Source organism: Pontibacter aydingkolensis, assembly GCF_019443125.1.
Lineage (GTDB): Bacteria > Bacteroidota > Bacteroidia > Cytophagales > Hymenobacteraceae > Pontibacter > Pontibacter aydingkolensis.
In genome coordinates this window covers 69,558-86,384 of record NZ_JAHYXK010000006.1, presented here as the reverse complement: position 1 = coordinate 86,384, position 16,827 = coordinate 69,558, and the positions used below count along the sequence as shown (strand labels likewise).

At 43.0% G+C, this 16,827-nt stretch carries 10 protein-coding genes; 4 read left to right on the top strand and 6 right to left on the bottom strand.

Annotated elements, in window-relative coordinates; translation table 11 throughout:
* Positions 1–4: 4 nt before the first annotated feature.
* From K0O23_RS09170 to K0O23_RS09160, 3 genes are all read right to left on the bottom strand, one after another.
* Positions 5–4,276: a PAS domain-containing hybrid sensor histidine kinase/response regulator gene (locus K0O23_RS09170; protein ID WP_219877124.1), complete on the bottom strand. Its 4,272-nt coding sequence runs from the start codon at positions 4,274–4,276 to the stop codon at positions 5–7.
* A gap of 157 nt (positions 4,277–4,433) precedes the next feature.
* Entirely contained in the window at positions 4,434–5,792 is a 1,359-nt protein-coding gene (locus K0O23_RS09165) for a sigma-54-dependent transcriptional regulator (protein ID WP_219877123.1), read from the bottom strand.
* Positions 5,793–6,326: 534 nt separating this feature from the next.
* Positions 6,327–7,169 (bottom strand): DUF1206 domain-containing protein, encoded by an 843-nt coding sequence (locus K0O23_RS09160; protein WP_246597011.1) that lies wholly within the window; start codon positions 7,167–7,169, stop codon positions 6,327–6,329.
* A gap of 303 nt (positions 7,170–7,472) precedes the next feature.
* Between K0O23_RS09160 and K0O23_RS09155 the strand changes: the two genes are divergently transcribed.
* Positions 7,473–7,988: a DUF4136 domain-containing protein gene (locus tag K0O23_RS09155; protein ID WP_219877122.1), complete on the top strand. Its 516-nt coding sequence runs from the start codon at positions 7,473–7,475 to the stop codon at positions 7,986–7,988.
* Positions 7,989–8,665: 677 nt separating this feature from the next.
* Here the strand turns inward: K0O23_RS09155 and K0O23_RS09150 are convergent.
* From K0O23_RS09150 to K0O23_RS09140, 3 genes are all read right to left on the bottom strand, one after another.
* Positions 8,666–10,660 carry a cation:proton antiporter domain-containing protein gene (locus K0O23_RS09150; protein ID WP_219877121.1) on the bottom strand — a complete coding sequence of 665 codons (1,995 nt, stop codon included), beginning with the start codon at positions 10,658–10,660 and terminating at the stop codon, positions 8,666–8,668.
* Positions 10,661–11,153: 493 nt separating this feature from the next.
* Positions 11,154–11,810 (bottom strand): HD domain-containing protein, encoded by a 657-nt coding sequence (locus K0O23_RS09145; protein ID WP_219877120.1) that lies wholly within the window; start codon positions 11,808–11,810, stop codon positions 11,154–11,156.
* Between the two features lie 42 nt (positions 11,811–11,852).
* Positions 11,853–12,338 (bottom strand): hypothetical protein, encoded by a 486-nt coding sequence (locus tag K0O23_RS09140; protein ID WP_219877119.1) that lies wholly within the window; start codon positions 12,336–12,338, stop codon positions 11,853–11,855.
* A gap of 285 nt (positions 12,339–12,623) precedes the next feature.
* On the opposite strand from K0O23_RS09140, the gene K0O23_RS09135 reads away from it, so the two are divergent.
* From K0O23_RS09135 to K0O23_RS09125, 3 genes are all read left to right on the top strand, one after another.
* A complete protein-coding gene (locus K0O23_RS09135; protein ID WP_219877118.1) occupies positions 12,624–13,457 on the top strand; it encodes a DUF481 domain-containing protein in 834 nt (277 codons plus the stop codon).
* A gap of 89 nt (positions 13,458–13,546) precedes the next feature.
* Positions 13,547–14,368 carry a polysaccharide biosynthesis/export family protein gene (locus K0O23_RS09130; protein ID WP_219877117.1) on the top strand — a complete coding sequence of 274 codons (822 nt, stop codon included), beginning with the start codon at positions 13,547–13,549 and terminating at the stop codon, positions 14,366–14,368.
* 31 nt (positions 14,369–14,399) lie between these two features.
* Positions 14,400–16,760 (top strand): GumC family protein, encoded by a 2,361-nt coding sequence (locus K0O23_RS09125; protein WP_219877116.1) that lies wholly within the window; start codon positions 14,400–14,402, stop codon positions 16,758–16,760.
* Positions 16,761–16,827 lie beyond the last annotated feature (67 nt).

The window sequence follows — 16,827 nt, the reverse complement described above, 5'->3', positions numbered from 1 at the left end:
ATACTTATACTTCAGACTTCATTTGCTCCAGTACCTGTGCCATTACCTGCTGCAGATAGGCAATGTTCTCTGTCACACCCTCGTCAGGTTTCTGTGCTTTGGCCCCGAACTCTATCTGGCGTATCACCTCTTTTAGTTTTTCGATGCGTAACGTATCAATAGTAGGCTTTAGTTTATGCGCTGCAGCACTTACGCCTGCCCAGTCGCTGTTCTGTTTTTTTAACTCTATATCGGCAAGTGTTTCCGGTACTGTTTGTATAAACAGGTTTTTGGTTCTTTGTATGAATGCCTCGTTTCCCCTGGACATCTTATGCAAAATGCTAAGATCATATAATGGCTCAGATGGAGCATCTGCCGGTACAGTTGCATTGCCTAAGTGATCACCTTTTCTCATTCTTGCTTTATGAGGAAGCACACTGAAAATTTTAAGGTACAGGTCTTCTTCTTCAAATGGCTTAGAAATGTATGCGTTCATGCCAATGCTCAGGTATTTTTCGGCATCACCCTTTAGTGCGTTTGCTGTTAAGGCGATAATCGGAATGCTTGACTTCTTTTTATCCGGGTTAGAACGTATCAGATGCGTGGCGTCAAGTCCACTCAATTCTGGCATCTGAATATCCATCAGCACGAGGTCATAAGAGTTTTGCTCAACCATGTTAACAGCCTCACAGCCATTATGCGCGACATCCACCTTAAACTTCCAGTTCTCCATAATCGACTTTGCCAGGAAGATGTTCACTTCATTGTCTTCTGCCAGTAACACCCTGGTGCCTTCCAGAACAGTAAAGTCTGTTTTGTCTTTTTGCTGGCTTATAAATGCCTTGTCTTTATACTTTGGATAGGTTAATACAAACTTGAATGAACTACCTTCGCCTTCGTGGCTTTCTACCCATATTTCGCCGCCCTGCATCTCCACAAGGTTACGGCAAATGCTAAGCCCCAGGCCAGTACCGCCATACTTGCGGGTGGTGCTGGAATAAGCCTGCGAGAAACCTTCAAAAATATATTCCAGTTTATCTGGCGGAATGCCAATGCCAGTGTCTGTAACAGCAAACTCGATCATCAGGTTATCTTTAGTTTCCTGCAGTACCTGGCAGCTAAGCGTTACACTACCTGATTCTGTGAATTTTATGGCATTGTTAAGTAAATTCAGCAACACCTGGTTCAGGCGGTAGGGGTCGCCTGTAAGTATGTTATGTGAAACCTGCAGCGGCTTGGTCAGGTACACAAGTCCTTTTTCCTCTGCCTTGTAAATCAGGGTTTGATAAGCTGATTTTATAGTGTCGCTTATGTTGAATGGTATCTCTTCCAGTTCCAGCTTGCCGGCCTCTATTTTGGCTATGTCCAGGATGTCGTTTATGATCACGAGCAGGTTGTCAGCCGATTGCCTGATAATTTTGATGTAGTTCTGCTGCACAGGGTTTAGCGGACTTTTATTCAGCAGGCTGGCCATGCCCATTATGCCGTTCATAGGCGTGCGTATCTCGTGGCTCATATTTGCCAGAAAGTTCTCTTTTACCCGTGCCGATTCTTCTGCAGCCTCCTTCGCCTTCTTTAGCTGCTGTTCTGTGTGCATTCTGTCTGTAATGTCCTGGGCTATGCAGATAATGTAGGGTTCTGTACCAGGCTCATCAACTTTATAGTTTTTGTAAAACAGGAATCGTTCTTCCTTCTCCTTGTTTAGTACTGTAAATATGCCTTCAACAAGGTTTTTAGTCTTAAACTCCTTCAGGTAGCTGGCAAAGTTGGCGCGATGGTGCTCTGGCAAAAAGTTCTTTAGGTTATGGCCTACCATTTCTCCGGCAGTATAGCCCAGCATGTCGAGCATATAGGGGTTTGTCTCCTGCAGCACACCCTGCATGTTATGCGTGCAGAAATAGGCGCGGCTATACTTTATAAGGTCACGGTATTTTTTTTCACTGGCCTGCATTGCTTCCTCTGCCTTGCGTCTTTCTGAAATATCACGTACAGCAGACTGAATTTTAATTACCTCCCCGTCAGCATCAAGTATGGGTTTAATATTGGTTTCTACCCACTGCACGGTGCCGTCTTTGCGGAGAAGCCTGTGCTGCACAAAAATATTCTTGTGCTCCAGCAGGTAATCCGTGTTTCCTTTCTGGCCTAACAGTTCAATATCGTCAGGGTAAAGTATGTCTAAGGGCATGCGGCCAATAAGCTCTTCGGGTTCGTAGCCTAACAACTCTTTACACGCCTTTGATACATAGATGTAGCGTCCGTTAGGTTCGTGCAGGCTAATCAAGTCTTTAGAGTTTTCCGACAAAAGTCTGAACAGTTCTTCGCTTTCACCGAGACGTTGCTGTGCTTTACGTTGCTCTGTTATATTTGTGGCAATGCCGAGCACATGCACTTCGCCATTACTGGCTATAAATGGCTTTTTTATCGTGCTTAGCCACACAACCTCCCCATCAGGTTTGGTAAATTTCTCTTCCAGCCTTACTTCCTTACCTTCTGCTATTACCTGCTTATCAACTATGTTATAAAAAATAGACTCATCCTCAATAGCGTATAAAGTACTTGGATTGGAACCAATAATTTCATCAATAGATTTTCCGAACATCCTGGCGCATTCTGCATTGACAAGTGAGAATTCACCTGCCGCATTCTTTACAAAGATCAGGCTGGGGCTTGTGTCTACCACCTGGCGTATAAACTCGTTCTTCTCTTTTACTTCCTGTGCAGCCTTTCGTTCTTCAGTATTGTCTCTGATAATGGTAAGGGCCTCTGTTTCGCTATACTTTATAACCCTGCCTTCATAATAGCGTGTTCCGTCAGGGAAGTCGAGCTCATAATAAGTTTGCTCATACTGCCCTGTACCTATTACGCGCTGCACCAGTTGCAAAAGCCTTCCGGCTAGCGGCTTAGGAAGCATATTGCTTATATTGTTCCCAATAATGCTTTCATTCGGAACAAGCAGGTGCGTGTCATACACATTTTTCATGTCCCGGTAAACTCCCTCGTTGTCTATAATAAACATGAGGTCAGGAATGGCTGCCAGAATAGCTTTGTTTTTAGCTTCGCTGGTTACAATTTCCTCCTGCGCTTTTCTGAGGTCTGTAATATTTAATCCGTGCCCTATTACAAGTTCTACCTCGCTATTGGCGTTAAGCACTGGGTTTAACCGTCGTAAAAAGTGTAGTTCCTCCCCATCTTTGCCCTGAAGAGATTCCTCAAACTCTACAAGGGATTTCTGCTCGAGCACCTGTTTCAGGTATCCGCTGCGCTCCTGCATGCGCTCTATCGGAACTCCGCGGTAACGGCTATATTCTTCGTTTGTTTTGCCGATGATCCACTCCCGAAGCTCCGGGTCCTTAACGGCCGCAGGATTTAGGAATACATACTTTAGGTTATTGTTGTAAACAGCTACATCAGAGGGGATGTGGTTTAATATGGATTCGTAGAAATTTTTTTGCCGCAGCAATTCCTCGCTTTTCTTGCGTAAGGTAGTCACGTCTTCTGCAGAACCTATAATCTGTTTTACCTGTCCTGTTTCATTTCTCCTGAACACACTTTCACGGCAAAAGAGATGCTTGATTGTGCCATTTTTACAGCGTACCTTATACTCTACCTCCAAAACTTTACCGTCAGCAGTTCGTCGCATGTGGTGCACATGCCTGTACAGTTTCATCCTGTCTTCCGGCAGTACAAGCGACCTGAGCATGGCCCGGGTAATGGTGGCTACATCTGTATCTGTGTATCCTAAAACACTTTTAATGTGTTCGTTCAGGTAAATATTTCTATTTTCCTCTAAATCATATATGTAAATGATGTTAGGGATAGTTTGTGCTATGTTTTTTACAAAGTTCCGGCTCTCCTGTAAGGCTAACTCTGCTGTGTCCCGCACCTGCAGGTCTGCCAGGCAAATAACATGATATTCGTGCTCAGGTACCGGAGCAGTAAAAATGCTATAGTATTTACCGCTGATGTTGGTCTGTAAAGTATGCTGGCCCTTTTGGGCGAATAAGTGGAGCTTGTGCCGTAACAAACGCTTAAAGGCAAACAGGCGGTTACCAGACAGGTTCGATAAAAAGCCGCTTCCGGATTCGTTTATAGATTGAATATCGCCCTGATAGGTGTATTTAAGAATGATCTGCCCTGATGAGGTGCCACTGCTTTGTATAACGCTGGGTGATTCTTCCTGTATGAATGCATGAATGACCTGGGCCTGTGCGTCTGCTAATTTCTCTGCTGCCAGCCTGGCCGCTTTCTCCTGCTCTAACAGTTGCAATAAATCCGCAACATCCTGGTCTTTTTTCATTTAAGAGTAATTAACGCTTACAAGATAAACCATTTACATGTTAAAAAATTCATTTCAATTGAATAGCCCTATTAATATAGATTTAAGTCAGCTATCAGTTGTTAAAGTATAACTTTACTGTAAATGCTAAGCTTTTGCGTAAGCAGAAAACAGCCAACTATTTTAAGATCAGTTCTTTGTTCTGTATCATTCTGTAGATCGTAGACTTGCCTATATCCAGTTTATCGGCCACATAAAGTACATTATAATCATACTTGTCTAAAAACCGCTGTATGATTTCCGTAGTATAGCCTTTAAGTGTACGTTCTGTTGCCAGAAAGTCTTTGTCGGAGTTACTCGCTGTTAAGTTAATGTCATGCTCCTGAATCTGCTCATCGTCTGATAGTACTACGGCAAGTTCTACGATGGCTCTTAATTCCCGCACATTACCCGGAAAAGAGTAGGAGAGAAGCTTTTTCTGCGCTTTCTCGGACAGGCTTTTTTTACCCAGGCCATTCTCTTTTGCAAAAGCGTCAATAAAGTACTTCGCTAAAATAAGTATATCGCTTCCTCTTTCGCGGAGGGGTGGCAAAAGTATAGGAAGGCCTAGTAAACGATAATAAAGGTCTTCTCTAAAGTTGCCTTTCTTTACCTCTTCTGATAAATTTTTATGCGTTGCCACGATAATGCGCACATCAACCGGCACAAGAGCGTTGCCGCCTACACGGGTAATTTCTTTTTCCTGCAGTACGCGCAGCAGCTTGGCCTGCAGGCTTACATCCAGTTCCCCGATCTCATCCAGGAAGATGGTACCTTTGTTGGCTTCTTCAAACTTGCCCAGTCTGCGCGATACGGCTCCTGTAAAAGCGCCTTTCTCGTGGCCAAATAATTCGCTCTCTATCAGCTCTTTGGGGATAGCTGCCACATTTACAGCAACATAAGGTGCTTTACGGCGGGTACTGTTATAATGTATGGCTTTGGCAACAAGTTCTTTGCCTGTACCGGTTTCTCCGTTAATGGAAACAGTAATGTTGGTTTTAGAGGCCTTGTCCATCATGGCGAATACGCGCATAATGGGTTCGCTTTTACCGATTATTACTTTGCTAAAGTCATACTTCTGGCCTATCTCTTCGCGCAGCTGGCTTATTTCCTCACGGAGCGAGACGTTTTCTCTTATTTTGTTTACAGTGTTCCAAAGGCGTTCAGGGGTATCCTCGTCTTTTACAATGTAATCGTAAGCACCTTTTTTAAGCAGGTTTACGGCCGTAGCCACATCCTCCTGGCCCGAAATGACTACGACTTGAGTATCAGGACTTTGCTCTTTTATACTTTTTAAAACCTCGTCGCCGTTTTTATCAGGCAGTGAATAGTCCAGGGTAACAACATTCGGACGCTCGTACAGGCTAGCAAGGCAGTCTTTAGCGGAATGGAATTTTTTTAACTCGTAATCAGGGTTAGAAGACAGATGATACTCCAGCAATTCACTATACCAAACATCATCGTCCAGAATAAAGATCTTAAAGGGCGTATTTTTCATGTAGTATTAAGCCGCATTGTGTTCGGTGGTTTCAAAGATAGCATAAAATGCATTTTATGTAACTGTTTTTTAGCAGTTTATGTACTATTTACTTTGCTTGTATTGTGTAAAGTGTTATGCGTCAGTAATGTATGGTTTTGTCTGACTGTGGTGCGTAATACATCACAAATATAATTATCCGGGCAAAATAGTTATACTTAAATGCGGGCAACTGAGTGGTAAACTCAAGTGGCTGATTAATTAACTTTAGAAAAGCCATCCTAAAACCGATTTTTAGCCACTCCAGGAGCGAACACATTCAATAAAAAGGCGGAATCTTAGCAGGCATAAATTACCTGATAAATGTATACCAGGCGCAACTGCTACCTAAAAGTATATTGTACCCTGTAAATTGACGGGCAGAGACTTAGCTTCACGTCTAGAGGAAAAGTGAAACAAAAGCAGCTCAAAAACTCCTTTCTGCATTCACAAACTGTACATCATTTTACACAGGATGGCTTAATCAATCCCGATCACTCTTTGTTGCTGCTACTCTCAACTCGTACTGATAGGCTGGTACTTAGCCCTCATAAACATAAAGATACCATAGAATACGAGCCCTACAGCAACGGCACCGAGTAAAAAAGATCCATAAGAGGAGTCTTCCAGAAAACGGAATGCATCGCTGCTACCGCCTGCCTTCTGTGCGTTAGAGCTCATGGCTGCTTTCAGGAACATAAAACCAATCACAAGCCATACTACTCCACGAGCAATATACCCGATTTTCCCCATTCGCACCATTTTTCCTTCCAGTTCATGTTTGAGGCCAGCTCCCTGTACTTTTTTCTTATACTTGTCCGAAATACCGTAGTAGATCTGGTAAACACCCGCTGCCATGGTGCCTACTGCCAGTATTCCTACCAACCATTGCCCAAATGGCTGCTGTAATAATTCGCTGGCCAGTGTTTCCCTGGAATCACTGCCACTGCCATTACCGCTACGCTGGCCAAGCACCATTTTGGCTGCCAGGTAGGCAAGTGCGCCATATACCAGTCCGCTGAAAAGGTAGCGAATGCGTACTGCAACGGCCTTAGCGTCGTTTCCTTTATTCTCGGTATCTTGTACTGCCTGTATAATGCGCCAAATAGTATAGCAAACCAAGCCGATGGCCACTATCCCCAAAAGCCATTTTCCGAAAGGTTGCTCCAGAATAAACTGAAATACGCCTTGCTTGCCGGCATCTTGCGTGGAGGAATTTCTGCCTAGCTCAAAAGCAGCCATAAAAGCTAGAATACCTACCAGGCAATACACCACACCTTTAGCAGCAAGACCTACCCGTGCAAAGTTTTCTACCCACTTTGGGGGTGGGGATGGCATATGTGAAGAAATATCTGTCATAATAATATGTTTAAAATTTAATGTTTATTTTTCACATACACGTAATAGCTTATTTAGAGTTTGATTTTAGGGAGATGAATTCTGTAATCTTCCTAAAAAAATATAAGCTTGCCTGGGTATCTGCCTTACTGTAGTCATCTTAAAGGCATAACCTTAAAAAGTGTTTTTACTCACAGCATTTAGCTGTTAACTTTGGGCAAAGTCATTCAGCACATGTTTTCTAAAAATAGAAGTATGAGAAACCATTGTTTACCAAATTTTCTGGCCACCCTCTTAGTAATATTTACGCTCAGTTCCTGTGTAGTGACGTCAGGGATAAAAAACACAAGTGCCATTATAGCACCTGGCGCTAATACCAAGCTTTACCGCACCTACAGCTGGTACCAGCCAGCACCAGCCGAAGTAACCAGCTATGACAAAGGATATAGAGCTAACCTGCACGAAAATATTGTAAAAGCAGTGGAGGCAGAGCTACAGGAAAAGGGGTATAAGAAAGTTGCGGAGAACCCGGACGTGCTATTAGCTTATGATGTAAGTATATCGGTGCCACTGGAAAAAGACAAGCCGGAAAACTTTGCTCCGGGCTTTGGCTACAGTTATGCTTACATGAGCGGATACCGTTACAACTATGGTAATTCCGGCTTGCCAGGCTACAGAGCTGTAGATCTTTTTAAGTCTGGTACACTGATCATTGACATGATAAACCCTAAGAGCAACCAACTAGTTTGGCGCGGATGGACAGAAGGAGCCCTGGACAATTTTAACGCCGGCGCCGGCAAAGTACAGCAGGAAGTAGAGGAGATACTGAATAAGCTGTAGGCTTGAATAACTGTGCTCGACTAATTTTAATGAAGCAAAAAAACTCTTTCGCTTGTGCGAGCTTATAGTCTTTAACTTGTCCCGTAACTTTTCTGGAATAGGCTCTAACCTAGTAGAATTGTCCCCTCTAGGGCAGGGCAGTTTCATTCTAATAAAAATTGAAAAAAAATATTTGTCATTCTGTAAAGAACCTTGGTAGAAGGGAGATTAAGCTATCCTCCCAGCAACCAAGATCCTTTCAGGATGACAGAAAAAATCAGAATGAAACGACCCTGCCCTCAAGTGGCCAGTTGCTCTAAGAGAGATGCAAGTACTGAAAAGATATGGGACAAGATGAGGTCTCCAGACTCGTGTTTTATGGTGGTGTAGAGTCTCTGACTTTACTGGGCCGGAGGCCCAGATTATAGCCAGTCACGAGTCGCAGATCCCGGACTTGTTTCGGGACGAGGACGCTCGCGCCATGATGGTTTTTAACAGAATGAACCAGCTCTGCTCCTTAGCTAACCTTATAGTGAAAATTAAAACAAATGTATGCCGCCAGTTTTAACGCAGCGGTAACTGGTGGTAAAGTATAATAACCAGATTGTATAGGTATAGGCATAAAAATGAATAACGCCAGTTACAAACTGGCCTCATGGCAATCCACAAGTTACGCTTCGCTAAATTTGCGGCATTACTTACTCAGGCTTAAGAAAATTATTAAAGCGCGTTACATCAGAGGGTTTTCCTACAACATACACAATATCACCTGTCTTAATTTGTGTAGTTGCGTTAATGTCAAGGAGGGTGGTATTATTTCGTTTAATGGCTACAATAGTGATATTAAACTTGTTACGCACATTTGCCTCAACCAAAGGTTTGCTTATGATGTCTTCGTCGTTGGTGTAAACCCTTAAGCTCGCAACCTCTATATCCGGAATGTCAAGCTCCAAGTTTCTTACTGCATTATTCCGGCCGGTAAAGCTGCGAAGCATATCATAGTTATCTGCCCTGATCATGTGCGTAAAGCTTTCTATCTGATCGCGGGGCATCAGGTATTTGGTAAGAACGCGGGTGAAAATCTCAATAGATGTTTCAAACTCTTCAGGTATAACCTCGTCGGCCCCAATGCGGTAATTTTCTTCCATCTCCTGTATAAAGCGCGTTCTTACAATAATGTGCACTTTTTCGCTTACCGACCTGATGCTGGCAATAATGCGCTTTGTAGCCTCGGGATCTGAAATGGCTATAACCACTACCCGCGCCTTGTGTATGTTTACATGGGAAAGTATGATACCATGCACTGCATCCCCGTAGAGTATAGGTTCGCCGAGATGCCTTTCCTGGCGCACTGTCACCGCATTTAGCTCAATAATAACGTAAGGTATGCTGGCATGCTTGGCTGCCTTGGCCACGTTTCTGCCATTAATCCCGAAGCCGATGATGACAATGTGGTCGTTCAGGTCCGGGATGTCGTGGTGATCGGCAGGTGCATGTTGCTCAAAAGGCATAGGTTCTTTACTTCCCCCGATCATAGAGCTGATGGATGAACTGATGCGCTGGTACGATCCTATCACAAAAGGGGATATACCCATCGTTAACAACGATACCGACAAGAAGTACTGGTACGTCTCCTGCGAGAGCACCCCATTAGTTATGCCCGTGTTGGAAAGTATAAAGGCAAACTCACCTACCTGGAACAGGGATAAGCCCACCATCAATGAAATTCGGATCGGGTACTGAAGTATACGGGCTGCTACGGTAGCCACAAATCCCTTTAACAGCATGGTGGCAAACGTAAGCGTAAGTATAACCAGCAGGTGCTGCATCATAAAGCTAAAGTCCAGCAACATGCCAATCGACACAAAAAAGAAGCTTGTAAAGATCTCCCTGAATGGAAGTATGTTGCTAGTGGCCTGGTGACTGTATTCCGACTCAGAGATAATAAGCCCGGCCATAAATGCGCCCAATGCAAGTGATAAACCTAAGCTTGATGTTAACCATGCCACGGCAAAGCAGATAACCACAATGCTAAGTATAAACAGCTCTTTGCTTTTTGTGCGCGCCACAATGTAAAGTAACCTGGGTACCAGGTAGCGTGCGCTTATCAATACAAATACAATTACGAAAACGCCTTTTAGCGCCATTAGCGTAAGTTCCCATGCAATGTTTTGTGTGCCACCAGCCATTAAAGGGGTTAGCAGCATCATGGGTACTACAATAATATCCTGGAAAATAAGGATGCCCAGCACCACTCTGCCCTGCGGACTGTTGATCTCACCTTTGTCCTGAAGCAGTTTTAGCACGATGGCGGTACTACTTAAGGAGATAAGGAAGCCCATAAAGACAGCCTCACCGGTATTGAATTTCAGGAGCAGCATAATTCCGGCCACCAGCACAATGGTTGCCAGCACCTGCGTAGTTCCTCCCAGGAGTACCGTGCGTTTGATCATGGCCAGGTTCCGAAGTGAGAACTCCATGCCGATGATAAAGAGCAAAAGGATAACACCTATTTCTGCCAGGATTTCGATCTCATGGGTATCATGGATAAGGCTTAAGCCATAAGGGCCAGCAATTACCCCGGTTGCCAGAAAACCAAGTATAGTAGGGAGTTTAAAGCGCTGGAAGAATAGTATAACTACTACAGCCAGGCCAAGTATGATCACAACATCAGGGAGTAACGGTATCTCCATTTAGTTAATTTCTGGTTGTTAATTTGTTGATGGTTATATTGTTTATTTGTTGTTCGATTGTAGAGACGCAATATTTTGCGTCTTGGCTATGAAACAACATACTTCTCTATAATTCTCCCTGGTCTCTCCTGGCACTTGCTATGCTGGGAAGCCTTCAGACTTCCGTAAGCCATTGGTTATACTTTGGGATGTCTGCTATTGCGAACTTTAAGATAAACTGCCTTGTAGTAAGCTATATGCAAGGTATTGTGTCTCTACGAACTTTTTCTCCGCAAGCCTGACCTGCCCCGGAGCATTTCGGGGAGACTTGCCGCCATGCACCAGCACAAGTGACACTTCATTTAACACTTGCGCTATGGAAATTAATAAAAACTAAAATCCAATAACGAATAACCAACAACTAATAACGAAACTTACCGCCCTGTGGCAAACAAGACGCAAAATATTGCGTCTCTACATTCCCTAACAACCAATAATTAACTACTAACAACCATCACTTCCCTTCCCACTCTTTATAGAATTGCTCCAGAAAATTCTCCATGTACTCGTGCCTTTGTTGCGCCATCTTTTTGGCAGTGTTAGTATGCATACGGTCTTTTAGCAACAAAAGCTTTTCGTAGAAGTGGTTGATGGTGGGGGCGGTGCTGCTTTTATAAGCCTCAAACGAATCATGTAGTACCGGCTTTACTTCCGGGTTGTACAGTTCGCGGTTTTTATGTCCTCCGTAAGCGAAGGTTCTGGCAATACCTATGGCACCAATGGCATCCAGCCTGTCGGCATCCTGCACAATGCGCCCTTCTATACTTTGCATCGCCGACGACGTGCCTGCACCCTTAAAGGAAAGCTCTTGTATGATGGTGCAAACATGTTGTATATCAGACGCTGGCAAAGTGCACTTTTCCAGCCATTCACGAGCCATACGTGGGCCAACCGTTTCATCGCCGTTATGGAACTTATGATCACCGATGTCGTGCAACAGTGCGGCCAGTTCCACAATAAACAGGTTGGCACCCTGTTCTTCACGGGCTATACTTTGCGCATTTTTCCAGACGCGGAAAATGTGCCACCAGTCATGCCCGGAGCCTTCCCCAGACAGTAGTTGTTTTACATAAGCAGCCGTTTCGTGTATGATTGTTTCGTTAGTTGGCATAAATCAGTAGAACTCTAAAGCCCAAAACTCAACAATTATTCTTTAAGCATCAAGTATAGCTATTTTATTAAGTACCGCTTCTTTTTGCAGTTTGTGTAGGGAAATACTTTCTAAAAGTTGCTTTTCCAGGAGGTCTGCCCAAGTATGTAAGTATAAAACCACATCATCGCGCACATTATGTTTCAGAAAACCTGCGTTGGGTGGGAGGTAGTTCAATATGTGCTGATCTGATAGCCGCTCCAGGTGCGAAAGGTCTTCCCGTGTAAACCCGGTTTCCAGCATTTTATCTATTACTGCGTCGAGTGGCAATCCGCTTTGCGGACAGTATTCGCGCAATTGCTCCGCCCAGTCGCCGTGGCGTGTCATGGCAGCCTCGTGAATTGCCCCTTTGCTATACTTTGTGATGGTTTGCGCCAGGTGCCCGCAGTTGCAGCTACCCATGTGTCCCCATTGATAAGGAGCGCCATGTTGTAAACGATCGGCCGTATCACGCAATAACCCGATGATCTTTATTGAAGTTCTAGCCATAGTATTGTAGATTTGCTATTAAACTTTGGTTTCGAGATGCGTTTTTCATGCTGATCAATATTATGGCGCGAGCGTCCTCGCTCGTGTCGAACTATAGTTGGGCCTCAGGCCCAGTCGGATTGCAAATCCAACATTATAGTAAGTCACGGATCACAGATCCGCGCCAGCAAATGATAGAATAAACCAGTCATCTTAGCTAAAAAGAACGCTTTCTCCTTCTTAATACGCTTGTGAGTTGATTATGTGGGAGAGAACTCAAACAGTAGCCTGAAACAATATTCTGTAATGACTTCTTATAAACAGTACATATTACCCTTTGTTTTTATTCTCTTCTTTATCCTGGCTGGGCAGCATACCAGTGCGCAGATACTCAATATAGAACGCGCCAGAATTAGCCAGGACACAGCCAATTACCTTACAGGTAAGGCAGGCATCAATTTCTCTATGTTTAACCGGAATGCCGGCAAAAACAACCCGAATAACTACCTGCAGCTTACCTTTACCGGTGATCTTGCGTATATCTCGGGCAAACACAGTTACTTGCTTTTGAACTACTATAACTACCTGCTGGTAAACTACGACTCTCCCGAACAGCGAAATACCGTGGCCAGCACCGGCTATTCTCACCTCCGGGCCAACCTTTTCCGGAAACGAAAGCTGTCTTACGAGCTTTTTGCCCAGGCACAGGCCGATAAGGCCCGCGGATTGGAACTTCGTACCCTCTTGGGAGGCGGCGTAAGGCTGGCTATACTCCGCGACAAAGACTTAAGCTTATACTTTGGAACTGGCCTGATGCACGAGCACGAAGAGTGGGAAAATCCGGAAATGGACCAAATGCTTGTCGTATCTGATCTGCTAAAATCTACCAACTACTTTAGCGCTAAGGCCAAGCTTAGCGAGACAATCAGTACCGACGGCATTGTATACTACCAGACAGGCTACGACAAAAGAATCGATGACTTCCGGAACAGAATAAGCGGTGATGTTTCCTTAAATTTTAAGGTGAACAGCAAATTCTCCTTCCGAACCAATTTTAACTGTGTGTATGAGGATGAGCCAATTGTACCAGTTACCAGATTTGTATATTCCATCTCTAATGGCATACAAGTGAATTTTTAAATCAGATTTTGACTAAAAAACTGTCAATGCTATTTAATTAAACAATAAAATGCCTAATTTGTACTTTGTAAATTAAGCATAAATGTAAATTGAAGCTTGATTTAAGTTTTAACCCGAAGACCACCAGACAAATGCGCAAACCCTTTATCGCATTTTATATACTTATTGGCCTTATATGTTTTTCTTCCTGTGTGCCGCAGAAGAAGGTCATGCTGTTGCAGGATAACCCGGAAATAAAAAACCAGGCCAACGCTGATCAACTACTGAAAACATTCGACTTAAAGCAGCCGGTTTACACTTTGCAGCCTGGGGATGTGCTATCGCTGAAGGTACAGAGCACTACCAAATCGGAGTATAATTTTCTCGGTGCAGGAACCGTAACAGCAGGAGGAGACCCTATACTGGAAGGATACACTTTAGATGCTGAAGGAAATATGGTACTACCTGTGGTAGGCAAAGTAAACCTGAAAGGACTTTCTTTACCAGATGCAAGGTTAAAAGTAACAGAAGCACTGCAGCCTTACCTTAAAGAACCAACAGTAAACATGCGATTGCTGACATTCAGGTATACCATTGTGGGTGAAGTAGGGGGACAGGGGCAGTATACTACTTACCAGGATAACATCAATCTTTTGGAAGCCATTGCTAATGCCGGTGGTTTTGGACCTTACTCTAACAGAGGCAGCATCAAACTTATCAGGTACGAGAACGGCCAGGCTAAGCTCTATAAGTTTAGCTTGCTGGATGACAATGTACTGGCGCTTTCCAATTTTTATTTGAAGCCAAACGATACTATCGTAATAGATCCATTGCCTGCGAAGTATTTTAGAGAAAATGTCATAGCTAATGTGGGTTTAACCCTTTCATTATTTACGACATTACTATTGTTAGGTGATCGTTACTTGTTTTAATTTTAATCTGTCACCGAAGTTTAATAAGAACATGCAGGATAATGGCTTTGATGTAATGAAGTTTTTAGGTAAGGTACTTAATTATTGGTACCTCGTCGTAGCTTCTGTATTTATTGCACTGTTAATTGCCTTCCTTGTCAACAGATATACTATTCCCCTTTTTGAAGTTAGGTCTGCTGTAATGATTTCTGAACCTGTTAAGGAAGGTGCATCAGCAGCGGCTATTCTTTATGGGAATGAGATGTTTCAAGGCGCTAAAGGATTGACAAATGAATCTATAGTACTAAAAACTTCAGGCCTTGTACTGAAAACTTTGAAAAAACTCGATTTTGGTGTTTCCTATTTTCAAGAGGGGAATATTAAATTAACAGAAGTCTACGGTGGTGCATCCCCAATATCTGTTAAAGTAGATTCACTTTCAACTGCAATACCATATGGTATTATGTTTAAAGTAGACCTTATGGATGATAATAAGTACAAATTATCATCTGAAGATATGTTATGGAACACAATTGTACAAAATAAAAGCTTTATTATAGGTAAGAAGTATAACCTTAATGGATTTGTTTTTAAGCTCGATGTAACTTACAGAGATGACTCCAATCCTAATCAGCTTCTTTTTACTATCAACGACATTGCCTCACTTTCAAAATTTTATGCTGCAATGCTTGACGTGTCTCCTTATGCACCAGGTACATCTGCGCTAACTTTGAAACTTACCGGGCACACGCCAGATAAGGATGTAGACTTTTTAAATGCCCATATGGAAACGTATCGGCAAAACAATCTGGCAATAAAAAATACCAATGCTGTTAATACGCTTAACTTTATAGATGAACAGTTACAACAAATAAGCGACTCCTTATATTTTATAGAAACCAGATTAGAGGCATTTAAAAGGAGAAACTCAGCTCTTAACTTAAGTAGTGAGGGAGGAAGAATCGCCAATGAAATAAAAGCCTTTGAGAGCGCAAAGGCAGAGCTTCTTGTAAATCAAAAATATTATGATTATTTACGTAATTACTTAAGAAGAGATAGTAATAGTGAAACACTTATTGCTCCTTCTAACTTAGGAATTGAAGACCCCATACTAAATAGTTCTATTTCAAAAATAATCGAACTGCAGTCGGAGATTTCAGTTATCTCACAAAATGCTAAAGCTGCAAACCCATTAGTAGCAGAGGAATTAAAGGTAAAAAGGCAGCAATTAAGAGAGCTTAAAGAAGTGTTACTGGAAAACTTAACTAGTATTGAAAGTGCAAATAATATTACGCTTAGGGATCTTAACAATCGTATTGCCGTTGCTTCTAGTTCTTTGAATAAGTTGCCTTCTGCCGAAAGGCAGTTAATAAATATCCAGCGGCTTTATAGTTTAAGTGAGGATCTGTATGTCTTCTTGATGGAGAAAAGAGCTGAAGCTGGTATCTCCAAATCTGCAAATACTTCTGATGTAACCATATTGGGTGAAGCCTATGTTTCAGCTCCAATTTCTCCAACTCCTGTAAAAAACTACACCATTGCGTTGATACTCGGCTTAGCTTTACCTATAGGGCTGATTTTTTTAAAGGATGTTCTAAACAATAAAGTAAGTACGACAGAGGATGTAAAGAAACTTACCTCTTTACCTATACTGGGTATGGTGGGCCATAATAAAAAGGAAAACGTAAATCTGATAGATCAGAGTCCTAAGTCTGCTCTTTCCGAGGCCTTTAGAACAGTTCGCTCCAACCTGCGCTTTATGACGAATAATGAACATGAGGATGGGAAAATATTCGTTATTACATCTTCTATAAGCGGGGAAGGAAAAACCTTTTCAGCAAAGAACCTGGCCTATATTTTCGCGATTTCGGGGGAGCGTACCATTTTGATTAACGCTGACATGCGAAAACCAAACAATAACACAGATTTTGGCGTAAGTAGCGGAGTCGGTCTAAGCAATTACCTGGCAGGGTATGCTAACTTAGAAGAAGTTATTCACCCCACCATACAGGATGGCCTGTACATTTTGCCTTCCGGTGATATTCCTCCTAATCCGTCAGAATTGCTTTTAAATAAAAGGATGGGTTTCCTGATCGAAGAGTTAAAGCGGCGGTACGATTATATCATCCTGGATACGCCACCCGTTGGCATACTATCGGATGGCCTTGAATTAATGCAGTTGGCAGATGCGAACATCTATATGGTGAGGCAGGATTATACGCTAAAAACCTTCCTGACCAATATTCAGCAGCAATATGAAGCCGGTAAAATTAAGAACACAGCCATCTTATTCAACGACGTAGACTTTAAGAAACTTAGTTACGGCTATGGCTATGGTTACGGCTATGGCTATGGATATTATGCAGAGGATGGTCAGGCACAACCCTGGTGGAAGAAGTTAACGAAAGTGTAAATTTACCTCCCCCTGCCCCTCCTAAAAACAGGAGGGGGTGTGTTGCAAGTTGAATTATGTTTTTGCA

Bases quoted from the DNA above. Each gene is read 5' to 3' on its own strand.
- K0O23_RS09170 (WP_219877124.1), bottom strand. From the start codon at position 4,276: ATGAAAAAAGACCAGGATGTTGCGGATTTATTGCAACTGTTAGAGCAG.
- K0O23_RS09165 (WP_219877123.1), bottom strand. From the start codon at position 5,792: ATGAAAAATACGCCCTTTAAGATCTTTATTCTGGACGATGATGTTTGG.
- K0O23_RS09160 (WP_246597011.1), bottom strand. From the start codon at position 7,169: ATGACAGATATTTCTTCACATATGCCATCCCCACCCCCAAAGTGGGTA.
- K0O23_RS09150 (WP_219877121.1), bottom strand. From the start codon at position 10,660: ATGGAGATACCGTTACTCCCTGATGTTGTGATCATACTTGGCCTGGCT.
- K0O23_RS09145 (WP_219877120.1), bottom strand. From the start codon at position 11,810: ATGCCAACTAACGAAACAATCATACACGAAACGGCTGCTTATGTAAAA.
- K0O23_RS09140 (WP_219877119.1), bottom strand. From the start codon at position 12,338: ATGGCTAGAACTTCAATAAAGATCATCGGGTTATTGCGTGATACGGCC.
- K0O23_RS09135 (WP_219877118.1), top strand. From the start codon at position 12,624: ATGACTTCTTATAAACAGTACATATTACCCTTTGTTTTTATTCTCTTC.
- K0O23_RS09125 (WP_219877116.1), top strand. From the start codon at position 14,400: ATGCAGGATAATGGCTTTGATGTAATGAAGTTTTTAGGTAAGGTACTT.